General features: G+C 36.8%; 14 protein-coding genes. 9 read left to right on the top strand and 5 right to left on the bottom strand.

The genetic code is table 11. The features are described from left to right. Nucleotides 1-8 precede the first annotated feature (8 nt). The 4 genes from Q7U10_01520 to Q7U10_01505 form a co-directional block, all read right to left on the bottom strand. Complete coding sequence (locus tag Q7U10_01520) at nucleotides 9-1,826, bottom strand: carbamoyltransferase (protein ID MDO8281298.1); 1,818 nt, start codon at nucleotides 1,824-1,826, stop codon at nucleotides 9-11. 115 nt (nucleotides 1,827-1,941) lie between these two features. After that, nucleotides 1,942-2,655 carry a sugar phosphate nucleotidyltransferase gene (locus tag Q7U10_01515; GenBank protein MDO8281297.1) on the bottom strand — a complete coding sequence of 238 codons (714 nt, stop codon included), beginning with the start codon at nucleotides 2,653-2,655 and terminating at the stop codon, nucleotides 1,942-1,944. A gap of 15 nt (nucleotides 2,656-2,670) precedes the next feature. Then, nucleotides 2,671-3,660, bottom strand: a complete 990-nt coding sequence (locus tag Q7U10_01510) for an SDR family NAD(P)-dependent oxidoreductase (GenBank protein MDO8281296.1) — start codon at nucleotides 3,658-3,660, stop codon at nucleotides 2,671-2,673. Then, the gene (locus Q7U10_01505; protein ID MDO8281295.1) at nucleotides 3,657-4,604 is read right to left on the bottom strand and encodes a GDP-mannose 4,6-dehydratase; all 948 of its coding nucleotides are present in this window, start codon (nucleotides 4,602-4,604) and stop codon (nucleotides 3,657-3,659) included. Before Q7U10_01505 ends, Q7U10_01510 begins: the two co-directional genes overlap by 4 nt. Nucleotides 4,605-4,816: 212 nt before the next feature. On the opposite strand from Q7U10_01505, the gene Q7U10_01500 reads away from it, so the two are divergent. The 6 genes from Q7U10_01500 (at nucleotide 4,817) to Q7U10_01475 (ending at nucleotide 10,405) form a co-directional block, all read left to right on the top strand. Continuing rightward, nucleotides 4,817-5,998, top strand: a complete 1,182-nt coding sequence (locus tag Q7U10_01500) for a hypothetical protein (GenBank protein ID MDO8281294.1) — start codon at nucleotides 4,817-4,819, stop codon at nucleotides 5,996-5,998. Nucleotides 5,999-6,048: 50 nt separating this feature from the next. Continuing rightward, nucleotides 6,049-6,291, top strand: coding sequence for an acyl carrier protein (locus tag Q7U10_01495; GenBank protein ID MDO8281293.1), 243 nt, complete (start codon nucleotides 6,049-6,051; stop codon nucleotides 6,289-6,291). A 203-nt stretch (nucleotides 6,292-6,494) separates the two neighbouring features. Next, the gene (locus Q7U10_01490) at nucleotides 6,495-7,832 is read left to right on the top strand and encodes an MBOAT family O-acyltransferase (GenBank protein ID MDO8281292.1); all 1,338 of its coding nucleotides are present in this window, start codon (nucleotides 6,495-6,497) and stop codon (nucleotides 7,830-7,832) included. Continuing rightward, nucleotides 7,801-8,859, top strand: coding sequence for a hypothetical protein (locus Q7U10_01485; GenBank protein ID MDO8281291.1), 1,059 nt, complete (start codon nucleotides 7,801-7,803; stop codon nucleotides 8,857-8,859). The genes Q7U10_01490 and Q7U10_01485 overlap by 32 nt, the downstream gene beginning before the upstream one ends. A gap of 8 nt (nucleotides 8,860-8,867) precedes the next feature. Then, nucleotides 8,868-9,632, top strand: a complete 765-nt coding sequence (locus tag Q7U10_01480; GenBank protein ID MDO8281290.1) for a glycosyltransferase — start codon at nucleotides 8,868-8,870, stop codon at nucleotides 9,630-9,632. Between the two features lie 5 nt (nucleotides 9,633-9,637). Further along, the gene (locus Q7U10_01475; GenBank protein MDO8281289.1) at nucleotides 9,638-10,405 is read left to right on the top strand and encodes a ChbG/HpnK family deacetylase; all 768 of its coding nucleotides are present in this window, start codon (nucleotides 9,638-9,640) and stop codon (nucleotides 10,403-10,405) included. An 83-nt stretch (nucleotides 10,406-10,488) separates the two neighbouring features. Here the strand turns inward: Q7U10_01475 and Q7U10_01470 are convergent, their stop codons facing one another. Continuing rightward, a complete protein-coding gene (locus Q7U10_01470) occupies nucleotides 10,489-11,217 on the bottom strand; it encodes a glycosyltransferase family 2 protein (GenBank protein ID MDO8281288.1) in 729 nt (242 codons plus the stop codon). A 429-nt stretch (nucleotides 11,218-11,646) separates the two neighbouring features. On the opposite strand from Q7U10_01470, the gene Q7U10_01465 reads away from it, so the two are divergent. The 3 genes from Q7U10_01465 to Q7U10_01455 all read left to right on the top strand — a co-directional run bounded on the left by Q7U10_01465 (nucleotide 11,647) and on the right by Q7U10_01455 (nucleotide 17,190). Continuing rightward, nucleotides 11,647-13,131 (top strand): hypothetical protein, encoded by a 1,485-nt coding sequence (locus Q7U10_01465; GenBank protein ID MDO8281287.1) that lies wholly within the window; start codon nucleotides 11,647-11,649, stop codon nucleotides 13,129-13,131. A 104-nt stretch (nucleotides 13,132-13,235) separates the two neighbouring features. Then, entirely contained in the window at nucleotides 13,236-15,131 is a 1,896-nt protein-coding gene (locus tag Q7U10_01460; GenBank protein ID MDO8281286.1) for a sulfatase, read from the top strand. Between the two features lie 79 nt (nucleotides 15,132-15,210). Beyond that, nucleotides 15,211-17,190 carry a sulfatase-like hydrolase/transferase gene (locus Q7U10_01455; protein MDO8281285.1) on the top strand — a complete coding sequence of 660 codons (1,980 nt, stop codon included), beginning with the start codon at nucleotides 15,211-15,213 and terminating at the stop codon, nucleotides 17,188-17,190. The last annotated feature ends 41 nt before the right edge of the window (nucleotides 17,191-17,231 follow it).

Raw genomic sequence — 17,231 nt, 5'->3', positions numbered from 1 at the left:
GTATCTTCTTAATCCAGTTCGAACTCTTTCTGCCATTCAGTATCTTTATCCAATGGTTTCTGGTCATTTTTAGCCAGGAGAAAGTTGCCCATTATCAGGTAATCCATATTGGTCCGCATAAAACAGCGATATGCATCTTCAGGAGAACATACAATGGGCTCTCCTCTTACATTAAAAGATGTATTGATGATTGCATAGCATCCGTGTTTTTCACCCAGCTTTGAGATCATTTTATGATATAAGGGGTTAGTATCTTTGTCTACTGTCTGAACTCTGGCTGAATAGTCAACATGTGTTATAGCAGGTAAGCTTGAACGGACAACATGTAATTTTTCCATGCCGAAAAGTTTCTGCTCGTTGTCAGTCATCTCACGGCGTATATCCTTTTTCACCGGTGCTACTAAAAGCATGTAAGGGCTTTCACTGTCTAATTCGAAATAGTCTGAAACTTTTTCCTTTATAACAGAAGGTGCGAATGGTCTGAAGCTTTCACGGAATTTGATCTTTAAATTCATTATCTCCTGCATCTTGGATGATCTCGCATCACCGATGATAGAGCGGGCGCCGAGGGCTCTTGGGCCAAACTCCATCCTCCCTTCAAACCATCCTACTACATTTTCACTTGCTATAAGATCTGCTATCTTTTCCGGCAGTTCCTCGTCTTTTAATTCTGTATATGGAATGTTTTCACGTTTGAGGTAATTTGCGAGAGATTCTTTATCAAATTCCGGGCCAAGATATGAGCCTTGCTGAAAATCTTTTTTCCCGTCAGCCTTTCTGCTGTTCTCCAAATACTGGTACCAGACAAAAAGTGCAGTCCCGAGAGCATTGCCGGCGTCACCTGCAGCCGGTTGTATCCAGATATTTTCAAATGGGCCTTCGCGTAAGATCCTGCCGTTGCCAACGCAATTAAGAGCGACTCCGCCTGCAAGGCAGAGGTTTTTCTGCCCTGTAACTTTATGGACATGGCGTGTCATACGCATCATTACCTCTTCGGTCACTTCCTGCACAGAACTTGCCAGGTCCATTTCTCTTTGTGTCAGGGCTGTTTCAGATTTTCTAGGGGGAGATCCAAAGAGTTTATCGAATTTTCTGTTTGTCATTGTCAGGCCGACGCAATAGTCGAAATATTCCATATTCATTCTGAAAGAGCCGTCTTCTTTCAGATCCATCAGCTCAGTAAGTATCAGGTCCTTGTATTTAGGTTCACCATAAGGAGCTAATCCCATAACTTTATATTCGCCTGAATTGACCTTAAATCCGGTGTAGTAAGTAAAGGCTGAATAGAGAAGTCCGAGAGAATGGGGGAAGTGGATCTCAGATAGAATATTTATATTATTGTCTTTGCCTATGCCAAAACTTGTTGTTGCCCATTCCCCCACTCCATCCATTGTGATAAATGCTGCTTCCTGAAAAGGGGAGGGGAAAAATGCAGCTGATGCGTGTGATTCGTGATGCTCAGTAAATAATATTTTTCCATTATACCCAAGATCATCTTTTATCAGTTCTTTAGTCCATAGTTTTTGCTTTATCCATAGAGGGGCGGCTTTAATAAAGGAATTAAGGCCAAAAGGCGCATAAGAGAGGTATGTCTCAAGTATCCTTTCAAACTTTAAGAATGGTTTGTCATAAAAGGCTACAAAATCAATATCGCTTGGCGAAAGCCCGCTATTGCTTAAGCAGAATTCAATTGAATTAATTGGAAAGGAAAAATCATGTTTTTTTCGGGTAAATCGTTCTTCCTGAGCTGCGGAGATGATTTTGCCATCCTGCACCAGGCAAGCGGCACTGTCATGATAAAATGCTGATATGCCAAGTATATTCATTAGTTATTATCTTAAGGAAAAAATATTAATATAGCTAATAAGCTTAAAAGTTATTATTATATTAACATTTAACTGTTTTGAAAACAAATTGCTTTAAATCTTCCTTTTCCGGTTATTACTTAGAAGGGAGGAAAGAGGATTTGTTTTGTTCAAACTCCTGGACGGCTTTTTCATAATCATCTTTATTCCCCATATCAAGCCAGAAGGCATCTGAGGGGAAGCCTATAACCAGTTCTTTAGCCTCGATCAGCCTTAGAACAAGTGTTGGAAGATCCAAGTATGTATTGGGTTCAATAAAGTCTAATGCACGGGGCCCGTAGACATATATTCCGGTACTGACTGGAAATTCTTTTACTGGTTTCTCATCATAGCCAATGATCCTGTTGCCGTTATCCAAGTGTAAAACACCCAGGTCTATCTTTACACTTTTTTTTGCGATGGCAATTGTAAGTGCAGCGTCTTTCTCTTTGTGGTACTGAATCAATTTAGAATAATCAAGAGATGTAAGTATGTCCCCGTTCATAACAAGAAAGGAACTATCAAGACCCTCAATAGTAGCTAATGCACCAGCAGTGCCTAAGGGCTTATTTTCTCTATGATATCTGATGGTAAGTTCTTTGGAAAGCTGGTTGTTCATGAAATAGGCCTGAATTAATTCCGCAAGATACCCACATGCAAGAATTGCCTCTGAAAAACCGTAGTGTTTTAGTTGTCGGAGGATTATCTCCAGAATAGGTGTATCCCCGATAGGCAGAAGCGGTTTTGGAAAAACTGTTGTATATGGAGCTAACCTTGTTCCTTTACCGCCTGCTAATATTACTGCTTTCATTACTGAAGTAACCTCCTAAACATGGTATGTATCAGTGCTGTAGAAACTCAGGTTTTGCTTAATCCACTCTATAGTTTGCTTAAGTCCTTCATCCAGGCTTACTTGTGGAGTCCATTCAAGAATTTTCTTTGCCTTATCAGTATTGGCCATTAATCGTTCAACTTCACTTTTTTCAGGCCTGAGCCTCTCCTCCTCGGTTATGAGCCGGGGAGATTTATCGAGAAGATAAAATATTTTCTTTGCTAGGTCTCCAATTGAAATTTCACGAGATGAACCTATATTTATTACCTCACCAACAGACTCAGGTATTTCTGCAACTTTTAAAAATCCATTAACTGTATCTTCTACGTAATTAAGGTCTCTTGTCGGGCTGAGTGCTCCAAGCTTGATTGTATCGGATTTTAGTGCCTGTGAAATAATGGTTGGTATCACAGCTCTTGAGGGCTGCCTGGGACCATAAGTATTAAAAGGCCTGATTATTGCAGCTGGAAATTTAAATGCACAATAGTAGCTTTCGACCAGTTTGTCTGCTGCGATTTTGCTGGCAGAGTATGGAGACTGCCCCTGTAATGGATGTTCTTCATCAATAGGAACGTATCTGGCAGTGCCGTAAACTTCGCTGGTGGAAGTATGAATGAATTTTTCAATATTTTCTGAGAGACACGCATTAACCAGATAAGATGTACCAAGAACATTTGTCTGAACATAATCTATAGGGTGTACATAGCTATAAGGTATCCCGATCAAGGCAGCAAGATGAAATACAATCTCTTGGCTTCTGACAACTTTTTGAACTGCGTCAGGGTCTTTAAGGTCACCCATCACAACTTTTATTTGTGACCTGATATCATTGGAAAGGAGTTCGAGTGAACCGTGGCTGCCTCTGGAGTTATAACGGATAAAAGCGGTTACAGAAGCGCCAAGCTTTACCAGTTTTTCAGTAAGATGACCTCCAATAAACCCGCCGGCCCCTGTTACTAAAACTTTTTTATTTTGCCATTTCATTTAATATCCACCTTTTTTCTATTATAAACCAAAATATCTTCTAAAGTTTTGTCTAAGGGTATAAGTGGCTTCCAACCGGTCTCATAGAAAATTTTAGAGTTGTCGCCAGTCTGGATATTTATCTCACCTATTCTTATTCTTTTAGCAGATGTTTCTACCTTAATCATTTCATTGCTCATTGATAATAATTTATCAAGAATGAATTTTATAGGGTAAGCAGTTCCAGAACATATATTGTATATTTCACCATTTCTCCCTTTTTGAGCTAATAATGTCAAACCTTTGACTGTATCTCTTACATCAGTAAAATCTCTCATATCATCCAGATTGCCGACACTAATAACGGGCGCCTTGATGTTATTTTCAATATCAACGATCTGCCTGGCAAAAGCTGTACATGCTAAAAAAGGATTTTCCCTTGGGCCTGTGAAATTAAATGGCCGAGCTATTACTACATCCAGACCATGATTTCTATTGTAATACAATGCTATATTTTCCTGGAATACTTTACTTAAACCATAATGAGTGGATGGGAACAACTTGTTGTCTTCAGATAATTTAAGTTTGTCTTTTTGAATTCCATAGACAGCGCTTGAACTGGTTAAAACGATTCTGGACCTGCATGGATTTTCTGCCAGAGCATCAAAAAAGGTGAGTGTTCCTTCAACATTTGTATGTGTTATTGCTTTTATGCTTTCCGAGCCCAATGCAGACGCTAGAAAATATATATGGTCAGGTTCAGATTCACGCAAGATGTTGATTATGTTTTTTTTATCACTGAGGTCGATATTGAAGACTTTGATTTTCCCAAGAATATCATTAACATTTATTAACGAGTCGCTTTCTCGTTTTGTTCCGAACACGTTATGTCCGCTTTCAAGCAGAAATTCAGCCAAGTGGCTGCCTGCACAGCCTGTTATTCCAATAATTAAGGATCTCAACATATTGTCTCAGTTTAAGTTTGTGTTACTGTCTCTAACAGAAGGTTCCTGAATAATGTAATAAGATTTACAATAAGTATAAATATAATTTATACTATTTTAAAGATAAAATACTTATATATCTTCTTACGCTATATACTTTTACGCATACTTGAAACTATAAATTCATTACATCATTGTAATAGCATACTGATTTTGATCAAAAACTTTAAGTTATGAAACTTGAAACAGTTAATTTAGAAATATTGAAAGGCATATCGGCGCAGGTTGTCGATGGTCTTGACTCAGACCTGTCATTTTGCCATCCCGGGATAACAGGTATTAATAAAATTGATCCTGTAAATGGAACGATAGTTCTTGAAGTCCGTGGTGATTTATCTGAGGATGATCTCGCTGACCTTAGAAATCAGGCTGCTAAAGTTGTTAAAATGTCAATTGAATCATTTCGATTTGTCGAAGAAACCTCTCCACTTTGGCACCACAGACCAAGTGTTGCGTATAACGGAAATGATTCGGTAAAAGCGTTTACAGAGCTTCATATGACAACTCTTGGCCCCGGGCAGTATGCTTATCACGGGCCTGCGAACAGACTCTTTATATATTTTTCTAACAGGATAAACAAAATAGCTCAAGAAATGAATGCGGAAGGATGGTTTTTGCCCAGTATTGAAATGACCAATGATCTGATACCTGAGACCGGGTATTTCTCATCTCATCCGCAACTTATCACCTTCGGTTATCGTCTTCCTCCGCATTATGAAAAGATAAAGAGTTTCGCTGAAACTGCAAAAGAAAAAAAACTTACCGCTCCTGAAGACTGCGGGATTCTTGAACCTACAGGTTTTATTCTTGAGCCATTTGTATGTCACAATATTTACCGCAGTCTGAAAAATGAAAGGATTGACGGAGGAAGGGTAATATCCGCGCAGGGGAAGTGTTATCGTTATGAAGGGTTTCGTTTTTCTCCGCTTTTACGGCAGTGGGAATTTTCAATGCGTGAGATTGTTCTTGTTGGTGAGCACGATTTTGTTGTAAAGACAAGGCAACGCGGGATAGAGCTTACTCAGGAAATGGTTTCAGAACTGGATATTGATGCAAACCTTCAGATAGCTACGGATCCATTCTTTGTAAGCACTGCTGCTTCTGCAAGGACTTTTCAAATGATGCAATCTACCAAGCTGGAGCTTTTACTGCGTATTGATGATGGTAAAAGAACAGCGGCAGTATCTTTCAATATTCACGGCAAGCATTTTACAACTCCTATGAAGATATACGATAAGGACGGTGTGGAGCTTGAAACATCCTGTCTGGCATATGGGATCGAGCGTTGGATGGCAGCTTTTATTGCCCGATGGGGTGAAGATCCTGCAAAATGGCCTGATTTTGTAGGAGCCTGATCTTCAGAATCTCACATGCTAAATAATCAAATTTGGAGACTCGGGAAGGTATGACAGATAAAAAGTTCAATGCTACACTGTCAGAGGTGTTGAAAATAGGTGAAGACACAATCACTGATGAAACTTCGCCTGATAATGTTGCAACATGGGATTCTATGAATGCTCTGCTGTTAGTGACAGCATTAGAGACCGCTTATAACATTAGATTTACTGCAAGGGATATAGTTGGCGTAAAAAATGTTGGAGATATAAAGGAAAGTCTTAAGCGGCATGGGGTGAATTTAAGTGCTTAGTGACTTTGTGATTTTATTACTATCTACTTACACGCTACCTGAAATATATAGACATAACAATTTCCCCCCCCCAGACTTTGAAGCAGTAGCTGTCTCCTCTATTTACTATGTTATTTAATTCCGTAAATTTTGCAATCTTTTTCATCTTTGTTTTTGGTATATATCTTGTGCTTAACCATAAGTGGCAGAACAGGATGCTGCTTATGGCCAGCTATGCATTTTATGCTGCATGGGACTGGAGGTTTTTATCCTTGATTCTGACATCAACTGCCATTGATTATTTTTGTGGTATTCAAATTGATAGTTCGTTAAATATTAAAAGAAAAAAAATGTTTTTGTTGTTTAGTATAATCGTCAACCTGAGTATTCTGGGTATCTTCAAGTATTTCAACTTCTTTTTTTACAACTTACAGGCACTTGCTAATATTCTCGGCTTTTCTTTTGAACCTCGTTTTTTCAATATAATTCTTCCTGTTGGAATCAGTTTTTATACATTCAAGACTATGACATACACAATTGGCATATATTGGGAACAGATTAAACCGACAAGAAAGTTTCCTGAATATGCACTTTTTGTAGCATTTTTCCCGTCTCTTTTATCCGGTCCTATTGACCGTGCAGACAGCCTTCTGCCTCAGATTCTTAAGCCAAGAGAAATAACTTATGACAAGTTTTATAAAGGCAGTTTTTTAATATTTTGGGGTTTGTTTTTAAAGATGTTTATTGCAGATAACATGGGAAGCATTGTTGATCCCGTATACTCGACACAGGCCATTTACAATGGCACAGAGGTTTTGCTTTCTATGTATGCTTATGTATTTCAACTTTACTGTGATTTTGCGGGCTATTCATTTATTGCAATAGGGCTTGGCAAAGTCATGGGATTTGACATGATAAATAATTTCAACCTGCCTTTATTCTCTTCCAATGTGGCAGATTTTTGGAGGCGGTGGCATATAAGTTTGAGCAATTGGGTAAGAGATTATATATATACTCCATTATTTTTAAGTCTAAGAAATATTCAGGGGAAGATGAGATTGTATGTGACGTTGATGATTACAATGTTTGTGCTTGGATTATGGCATGGTGCTGCGTGGCATTTTATTATTTTTGGGATATATTATGGAGGCCACCTTGTTCTTTATCATGTTTTTCAACCCAGAGTTGCAAAGATTATGAAAACCGGAAACCCGGGTTTAAACATTATTTGGCTGATTGTAAGCATAGTATTCATGTTTCATGTAACTGCAGTAGGATTTTTACTTTTCAGGGCAGAATCGATCTCACAAATATGCAGTATGCTAAACAGTTTGATCTTTAATTTCAGGCTGGCTGATTTCTCTTTTATAACAGCGGGGAAGATAATCTCTTTTGCTTTATTGTTACTTATAGTAGAGAGTATTCAGTTTAAGAAGAATGATTTGATGATTGTTTTACAATGGAATACCTTAACAAGGGCGACATTCTATTTTATATGCTTTTATCTGGTAATTATCTTTGGGGTTGAAGGTGGAAAAGAATTTGTTTACTTCCAATTTTAATAAACTCCCAAAGGGATTTATAATTGCCTTGATTCTTATACTTCTCTTGGAACTTGTCAATTTTACCTTTGATAATTATTTTTACAATCCGCATATGGCATTATTGACTGGATTACAATTTAAGATCAAGAATGAGATTGCTCTATCAGAAGAAAATAATTTTGATCTCTTAATCTTGGGAGATTCACATAGCCTGAACGGTTTTATCCCACGGGTGATTGAAGAGAATACCGGATTGCGCAGTTTTAATTTTGCTTTATCCGGTAACCAGAAGCTCATAGGGTATTATTTGATTTTCAAGAACTATATTAAGGCACACTCAACTAAACCAAAATATGTCGTTATCGGTTTTGTGCCTTATACAACATACCCTGTAACTAAATCCGATTATAGCAAAGATGCAATCAATCATTTGGCAAGCTTAAAAAATGGGAATGTCAGGGAATTCATAGAAGAGTTCGGTATAGTTCAAGGTGTTAAATATATATTCCCTTCCTTAAAGCATCAGGCCCGTTTTAAAGATTTTATTAAAGCCCCTTTTTCTTTTAACTTTCTCAATAAGGCCCAGATTAATGAAGTTGTCAAACAGATTTATGATGGCAAGGGATATTATCCGCACCCTGGCGAAAAAAGAATATATAATAGTGACAGAGTTAATGAAAGATTCATGGATGAATATAACTCGTTTTCAATAAAAGATGATGTCACAAACTTGACAATATCCCCTTTTTCCTATAAATACTTAAAGGCCATTTTAGACCTTGCCAAGGAGAATAATATAACTCCTATATATTACGTTCCTGTTTTCCCCCCGGTTATTTATGATGAATTTAAAAAATATGTGTATTTTAAAGAGCTTGATGAATTTCTCGACTCTTTAAAGAAAGAGTATCCAGAACTTATTGTTTTTTATGCCCAAAATATCCTTAACGAAAACAATATGTACAAAGATATATATCATTTAACTTCAGAAGGTGCCGTTGTATTGAGTGAGGCATTATCCAACAAAGTTAATGAGATAGAATAGGAATAATCATGAATGATAAACCGTTAATATCATATATCCTCCCTGTATATCAGGCTGAAAAATTCATTTATGGCAATCTGTCTCTTTTTAACAATTATATTGCTGAATCTGGTTTGATTAGTGAGTTAATAGCTGTCAATGACGGGAGCACCGATGGCACGCATGCTATGGTTGAGAAATTCATAAGAGACCAGAAAGATGTTTCATCGATTAAATATTTAAACCTTGAGAAAAATGTAGGCAAAGGGCTAGCCATAAAAAGGGGATTTGAAGAAGCAAAAGGAGAATATATCGTCTTCACCGATTGTGATTTGCAGTATTCATTTAATAATATAAAAGACCTTGTTAATGCTTTGGTTTATCGCAAGAAGAAAATAGTTATTGCAAATCGAATGCGCAGGGACAGTGTTTACAAGATAAGATCAGAAAATCTCACATACATATATATAAGGCACACTGCAGGAAGGGTCTATAACTGGCTGATAAATTTGTTTACTAATTTAAATATAGAGGATACTCAGGCTGGTCTGAAAGGGTTTGATCGTGATACAGCGGAATTGATTTTTAGTAAAATGACAATATCAGGTTTTACTTTTGATGTTGATATATTGGTCTGCGCTAAGGAAAATAACATTGATATCTCATCCATCCCCATAGAATTCAATTATGCCGAAGAGATGAGTACGGTAAACTTTGTAAAGCAGATATTTATAATGTCACTTGACCTTTTTAGGATTTTATTTAAACGTATTTTAGGGTTTTATAAGAGATAGTACTTATGGGTGTTAGAATTATTGCTGATGATTACGGCATGTCTCTTGAAATTAATAACGCTATTTCCGACCTTATTAGCAGGAATATTATTTCTAAAACAAGTGTCATGGCAAGTGATATTTGTACGTATGTACCGACTGATATAGAAAAAGCAGAAACAGGACTGCATATCGATTTTGCAGTTCCGATGAAAGGCGCTATAATTAGTACCCCACCACAAATCAGCCTTATTAGGCTGCTTTTTTTTATATTCATAAATAAATTTAAAGCTGGGCATATGATAGACGTGATCAAGTATCAGCATGATCTGCTGAAATCAAAAGGCATTAAGGTTTTATATCTGGATACTCATAAACATGTTCATATAGTTCCCAGAATACTTAATGCGTTGATATTTTATGCAAAGAATAATGGCATAAAATCTATACGCTGTCTTACAATGGAAAGGAAGTATTACCTGTATTATTTACGTTCATTGATTAGGCATGGTTTTTTAGCGCAGATACCGAAGATGATTTTACTGTATTCTTTAGGTGTATTGATGAAAATGAAGTTGGATAAATCCGAAATCCATTACAGTAATAATCTTTTCCTAATGCCCTTAGCTTTGAGAGGTAATTATTCAGGGTTATTAATGGATTTGTTAACTAAGCTTAAAGATGAGGATGCTGAAATAGTAACACACCCTGGATTGGAAACTGAATGTATTGGTGCAGATACTTATATAAAGGGGAGGTATATTGAATATTCTTCTCTGCTAAAGTTGATTTAAGCGGGTATTATTTAAGATTTATTAAAAAAACAATCTTCACTAAAGTCATCTGGTGTCTGTTAGCACTAAGCTATTAATTCAGTTTAATGATTTTTCCCTGACTTTTTCATTTCTCTGTAAAATTTAAAAAGATCACGGAAAGCCTTAAAGACCACTTTGGGATTTGCGCCGGATTGTTCCCCTTCTAACCTGGGATAATGGCTGACAGGAATCTCTTTTATTTTGTAGCCAAATGATCTTGCCTGTGCAAGTATTTCAGTGCTCACCATTGCACCATTTGAAGAAAGTTTCATGTTTTGAAAAATTGATTTGCGGAATAATTTAAATGCGCAATCAATATCTTTCACCTTAAGACTTAGTAAAATATGTATCAACAAGTGCCAGCATAACGCATTGACGCGTCTATGGAAAGGATCCTTGCGCTTTACCCTGTAACCAACCACTAAATCATATTCATTTATCCACTCCAACATTCTTGGCATCTCTGTAAGATCGAATTGCAGGTCAGCATCACATAGGAATATAAGGTCGAACCTGGATCCATAGATGCCTGATTTGACCGCCCCTCCGTATCCAACGTTTGTATCGTGCTGAATAAGTCTGACCTGGGGATGTTTTGATGCTACTTGTTGAACTATTTCAGCTGTTTTATCTTTGCTGCCATCATCTACAACAATAATTTCATATTGTTCAGCAAACTGAGGTAAAATTGTAAGTGCTTGGTTAATGCTCTTGGCAATATTTGCCTCTTCATTATAAGCAGGAAAAAACAATGAAATGCTACTGCATTTTTTTATCTTATCTGGATACATATTAATCATATTACAACTAGTTTATAATGGTTAAAAAATGAATACGCATATTTATTATCAGATAATTATTAGGTACTATTAAGAACTATTTTTTTGATTGAGATTGTCACAGTTGTATTATCTATTATACGTTAGCTAACTATATTTCTGCCATTAGTAATGTGGTGACTATTGCCGGGATGGATTCTAAACTTATTTAATCATCACTAAGAATATATTTAACCATATTGGTATTAAATAGTAATATTGCCGGTAATATATTAAAATACAATCTGTTCATATATGGAAAAGGGAAGAATTACAGAGGAAAATAAGTTTTTTAATTTTAACCTGATATTGGTTATTGTCATATACCTGGTCTCAGACATTATATTGCAATGGTATTACCGATATGAAGGATTAAACGCAAACACGATCGGATATTTAACCGTGGCTCTGGAATATTCAAGGGGTCATTTTCACAACGCTGTAAATGGATTCTTCCCACCGCTTATTTCATGGTTGATGGTGCCGTTTATTAAGCTGGGAATGACGCCTGTCTTTGCCTTTCGGGCTCTGAATTTAGTCACTGGGCTGTTTATCCTGATAGGGGCAAAGGCGTTGTCGTATAAATTCAATATTGCCGACGGCATCAGAAATGCCCTGCTGCTGGCTCTTGTCCCGATTCTTCTGTATTATTCAACATATCTTTTCCCTGATATGCTTGCTTTGTGTTTTCTTGTCTATTATACAGTCATTATCTTTGATAACAAGTATCCTGACAGGGTAAAGAATGGTTTATTATGCGGGGTGCTGGGCTCATTAGCGTATTTCAGTAAAAATTATGCCTTTCCTTTTTTTGTCGCGCATTTTTTAATGTTGAACGCTCTCTTTTTTCTAAGATGCAAGACGGCAATAGAAAAGAAAAATGTCTTTAGGAATGCCGTTGTGGGCCTGGTTGTGTTTTTCATGGTCAGCGGTGTATGGGTTTACCTCATAAGCAGTAAATATGGCTCTTTTACATTCGGAACAGCAGGGGATTACATGTCTAAACTATTGGGGCCGGAAGTGAGGGCTGATTACCAGTTTGAAGACACGCAGGAAGATGATCCTGTATACTGGGCCGGACTTTTAAAACCTTCTTACGAAACTGCGCTGAGCGCATGGGATGACCCTTCGTTCATGCTGAATAAGTTTTATCCTAAAACCGTAAAACTCACGAGCGATCCGAAGTATCTTGTTCAACGCATGTTGAAAAACACACGTATTGTTATCCAGACAGTATTTGTTAAGTGGTTCTCATTTTTATCTATACCGATTATCATTGCGTATATATTGTTTTGCATCCAACCGCTTGATAAACTTCTCCAGCGGGGTGATATTATTTATCCGCTTGCAACCGTAGTTTTGTTTTCGGCGGGATTGACCCCGTTTGTTGTCAATATTGACAATGTCAGATATTTCTGGTTCGACAATATATTGCTGTTGCTCATGGGCGGGCAGGTGCTCAGTGTATTGATTCGCAATGAATTCTTCAGCGGCCTCAGAATGAGTATCTTGATAATTTTCTTTGTTCTTTCGTTTATTGCAGGACCTCTGAGGAATGTTATTCAGAAACCGGCCAGGGGCGAAGATAATTATGCCTTGTTTGAAAAATTGAAGGCCTATAATGTTCAAGGCAATATCGCTTCAGATGACAAGTGGAGCGATGCTCTGCAAGTGGCGTATCATCTAAAATTGGATAACGATGGTACTTTTTTTTATGGCGTGCCCAAGAAAAATCAGAGCGGGGAAGCGTTATTGCATGAACTGAAGTCCCATAATATTGATTATTATTTAGTATATGGTGAATCAGGCCTGCCTGGTTATAAAGAGATAACTGATGGCAGGATTCCGGGTTTGAAAGTATTTTCTATGAAAGAAGGGGAAAAGTGACGGGAAGAAAATCCTTTCTTTTCATACTGCGAATATTCTTTGTATTGTTCTCACTTCAATTTCTTCAAGATGCATTCTATAAGTGGGATGGGTTTTCCTACTATATGCGATTTGCAGATTTCCTCCCTGATCTATCATTGGCATTCTTTTTATGGACAGTATTGGGTCTAATCCTATCGGTTATCTTATGGTCTGTTATATTCATATTTTATAGAATTATTCCGAAATCTATATTTCATATTAGCCTTGATCAGGTAACTGTATTTTTTGTTTGTATTTTGCTTTTGATTTTTGTAAAACAAGTATTACTTGGCACTTTTTCTTTATCTTATTATACCGGTTTAAATCACTATTCACTGTTAGCCATTGGGTTTATTTTAACAATTTTGACGTTCTGGATCAGTAGAAAATATATTATAAATAATGCTCAAAAGGCGTTAGATGGCTTAAATACTCATATTACTCCCTTAGTGTGGTCATTTGCTCTTTTGTTTGTTTTGTCCATACCGTTATCAATTTTAAGAACTGAACCTTCTGATATTGTAAATGAAAATGGCATTAACGTTCATTCAGTATCAGATAAAGAAAGTTCGTATTCTGACTCAAACAAAATGAAACGGCCAAATATTCTTTTTATCGTTTTAGATGCACTTACAGCAAGGGATATGTCTCTTTATGGGTATGATAGGCCTACAACACCGTTTATATCGAAGTGGGCAGATGATGCTATCGTATTCAACAGGATCTACGCTTCTTCTAACTGGACAAGTCCAACGGTTATGAGCATGATGACCGGGCAAAGGCTTTGGACGCATGGAGTTTGGTATGCTGCCAATCGCCATGCAAGCCGAAATTATGAGTCCAATTTACCTAGAGTCCTAAAAGATTATGGCTATGACGTATACGCTTTTGTCCAAAACCGGTATGCACATCCTGAAACATTAGGTATTAAGGAAGCTTTCTCAAAAAGAGAAAATTATCATACTTACTGGTTAACAAGCGGTTGGTGGTTTGACGATATAGCAAAGCTTTTTGTAAATAGAAATATTGTGATGGAGTGGATATTTGAAACCAATGCTTATGCGGAGTTTATAAATTCATTCAGGCCGCCTAATGATTCTACTCTTGTTCCTCCAGAGAATGTTTATAATTATTTTTTAGAGTTCATTTCCAAGGCAAATCAGGAAGGGACGTCTGCAAAAGTAAATAAACCATTTTTTGCATGGCTTCATATTTATCCGCCTCATGAACCTTATTTGCCACCTCCCCCCTATTTTGGCAGGTTTGGTGATGCCGACAGATTTTCTAATGACATGGAGCTGAAGGAGAGTGGAATAGTTGAGACAGAATACAAAACTGAGATGCAGGCACAGGTAGATATCCTCAGAAAGCGTTATGATGAATTCATTATGTACTCTGATAACCAATTTGAGATATTTATGACACGTCTTGCAGGCGCTATCGACCTGTCAAATACTATAATTATTCTTTTGTCAGATCATGGAGAAAGTTTTAACCATGGCTATCAGGGGCATAGCGGTTCTAACCTATACGAATCGATGGTTCATGTCCCTTTAATAATAAAACTACCATTTAATACGGAAGGTAAAGTAAGTAGTATGCCTGCAGAGCAGATTGATATAACACCAACCATACTTGACCTTATTGATATCCCTGTGCCTGAATGGATGGAAGGAAGGTCGTTGTTTCCTTTTATAAAAGGGATACCTATGAAGCCCAAACCTGTTTTATCTATGCAGTTTATAGAAAATCGTGCTCTTGGTGAGCCGATAACCAAAGGTACTATAGCTGTGTGGGAAGGAGACTATAAACTTATACACTATCTTGAGGAAGACAAGTCTTTGCTTTTTAATCTAAAGAGTGACCCGGATGAGATCCTGAATATTATTAAGGATCAACCTGAAATAGCAGAGGAACTTCTTGTATTTATCAAAGAGAATCTTTCCCAGGCGAATAAGAAAAATAATGCAGTCAAATAAAGTGAGTGGAGTAACATACTGAATTTGATGCTGCGTAATTAGAAAGATAGCATTTATATTTCAGGGAAAAAGGAGATCAATGACAGCTAAGAAATCTTTTCTCATAATATTCCGGATAACTCTTATTTTATTCTCGCTTCAATTTCTTAAGGATGCCTTATTTAAATGGGATGGTTATTCCTTTTACATGCGTTTTATCGATTTTCTCCCGGAACTTGCATTGGCTTATGTTTTGTGGACAATCACAGCTATAGTCATTGCAGTCTTTTTATGGTTTATATTATTTGTCGTTTATAAGCTCATTCCTGAAACTCTTGTTCCAGCATCTCTTGAATACCTTGTTTTTTTCATGATCTTTATTTTATTCCCCATATTCATAAAACGAACCTTTTACAGTACTCTATCTATAAGTGAGTTAATCGGTTTAAGTCGTTTAGCAATCATATTTATGGGTATTTTTATTGTGGCAATTGTTATATTGTTTGCCCGTAGAAATATTAATAAAAAAATAAGCGATATACTTTATGGCCTTGATAGCAGGATAACGCCTCTGGTGTGGCTTTTTATATTCATATTTTTCATTTCATTGCCGATGTCTTTTTTTAAGAAAAGCTTTTTTGAGAATGAGTACAAATCCGGTACGGACATTTCTAATAGATTACAGATTAATGTTAAAGAAGCCAGCCGTCCCAACATAATCTTGATCATCATGGATTCTTTATCATCAAAAGACATTGATGTATACGGCTACGAGCGTTCCACTATGCCTTTCATATCGGAGTGGGCAAAAAATGGCGTGGTATTCAAGAACATTTATTCATCATCTAACTGGACAACACCTGCTACCATGAGTCTGCTGACAGGCCAAAGAGTGTGGACACATAAGGTATGGTATAGCGCTTTCAATTCCCCAGTTAAAAACTATAAACATAATTTAGCCAGGGTGCTTAAAGAAAATGATTATAATGTTTATGGCCTTGTACAAAATGGGAATGCGCATCCAAGCACATTAGGGATGCAGAATGATTTTTTATTTAGTGATAATTATCTTTCATTTCAAGTGACTAAAAAATGGTGGTATAGCAGGTTTCAGAATTTATTCCCTGACAGGCCTATTGTTAATAAATGGATTTTTCATGACAGTTTTATTGCTAAAAAAATAGCTTCTTACAGCCCTGAAGAAAACTCTAATACTAAGCCAGCTGAAATGGTATATAACAAATTTCTGGACTATATGTCTGAAATAAAGCAAAAAAAAACTCAGCGTCCTTTTTTTGCTTATCTGCATGTCATGCCTCCACATTACGCATATCTGCCCCCTGCGCCTTTTATGGGTGTGTTCGGGGACTCTGAGAAATTCTCTTCAGACGAGGCACAATGGAAGGGTTTTGCTTTTAATAAGGAATATGATTTTAATAAGCAGAAAGATGTAAATGTTCTCAGGAAGCGCTATGATGAATTTGTTTTATATTCTGACAAACAATTTGAGCTGTTTCTATCTCATCTCAATGACGTTATTGATATGACAAATACTATAGTCATCTTTTCATCAGATCATGGAGAAAGTTTTTCACATGGCTGGTTGGCTCATAATGGCCCTCATCTTTATGAGCCGCTTGTGCATATACCTCTAATAATAAAGATGCCCGGCAATACAAGCGGTAAGGTAGTCGATCTAACTGTTGAACAGATAGATATTGCTCCTACAATCCTTGAACTTGCAGATATCAATGTCCCTGACTGGATGGAAGGGGTATCTTTATTGCCGTTAATTAAAGGAGAAAAAATTGCAGCCCGTCCTGTGTTGTCAGTGGATTTTCAAAGAAACCGTTCTTTTGGACATCCTATCACGAAGGGGACCATGGCTGTTTGGGATGGAGAATATAAGCTTATTAAATATATAGAAGATAATAAAATTCTTCTTTTCAACCTGAAGAATGACCCTGATGAGTTAAAAAATATAGCTGATGTTCAGCCTGAAATAGCAGAACGGCTTTCAAAATATATTGATCATACCCTTGCCGTAGCAAATGAAAAAATTGTTGGATTTAAAGAATAGTAATATTCATTTAATCTTCTCTGTCATCACTTCTGAACAGA

The organism is Thermodesulfovibrionia bacterium, from assembly GCA_030646035.1.
Lineage (GTDB): Bacteria > Nitrospirota > Thermodesulfovibrionia > UBA6902 > UBA6902 > JACQZG01.
Note: the sequence above shows the minus strand (reverse complement) of the source record. Positions and strands in the feature narration are given on the sequence as shown.

Coding starts and splice junctions, on each gene's coding strand:
- Q7U10_01520 (MDO8281298.1), bottom strand. CDS start 1,826: ATGAATATACTTGGCATATCAGCATTTTATCATGACAGTGCCGCTTGC.
- Q7U10_01515 (MDO8281297.1), bottom strand. CDS start 2,655: ATGAAAGCAGTAATATTAGCAGGCGGTAAAGGAACAAGGTTAGCTCCA.
- Q7U10_01510 (MDO8281296.1), bottom strand. CDS start 3,660: ATGAAATGGCAAAATAAAAAAGTTTTAGTAACAGGGGCCGGCGGGTTT.
- Q7U10_01505 (MDO8281295.1), bottom strand. CDS start 4,604: ATGTTGAGATCCTTAATTATTGGAATAACAGGCTGTGCAGGCAGCCAC.
- Q7U10_01500 (MDO8281294.1), top strand. CDS start 4,817: ATGAAACTTGAAACAGTTAATTTAGAAATATTGAAAGGCATATCGGCG.
- Q7U10_01495 (MDO8281293.1), top strand. CDS start 6,049: ATGACAGATAAAAAGTTCAATGCTACACTGTCAGAGGTGTTGAAAATA.
- Q7U10_01490 (MDO8281292.1), top strand. CDS start 6,495: ATGGCCAGCTATGCATTTTATGCTGCATGGGACTGGAGGTTTTTATCC.
- Q7U10_01480 (MDO8281290.1), top strand. CDS start 8,868: ATGAATGATAAACCGTTAATATCATATATCCTCCCTGTATATCAGGCT.
- Q7U10_01475 (MDO8281289.1), top strand. CDS start 9,638: ATGGGTGTTAGAATTATTGCTGATGATTACGGCATGTCTCTTGAAATT.
- Q7U10_01470 (MDO8281288.1), bottom strand. CDS start 11,217: ATGTATCCAGATAAGATAAAAAAATGCAGTAGCATTTCATTGTTTTTT.
- Q7U10_01460 (MDO8281286.1), top strand. CDS start 13,236: ATGCGATTTGCAGATTTCCTCCCTGATCTATCATTGGCATTCTTTTTA.
- Q7U10_01455 (MDO8281285.1), top strand. CDS start 15,211: ATGACAGCTAAGAAATCTTTTCTCATAATATTCCGGATAACTCTTATT.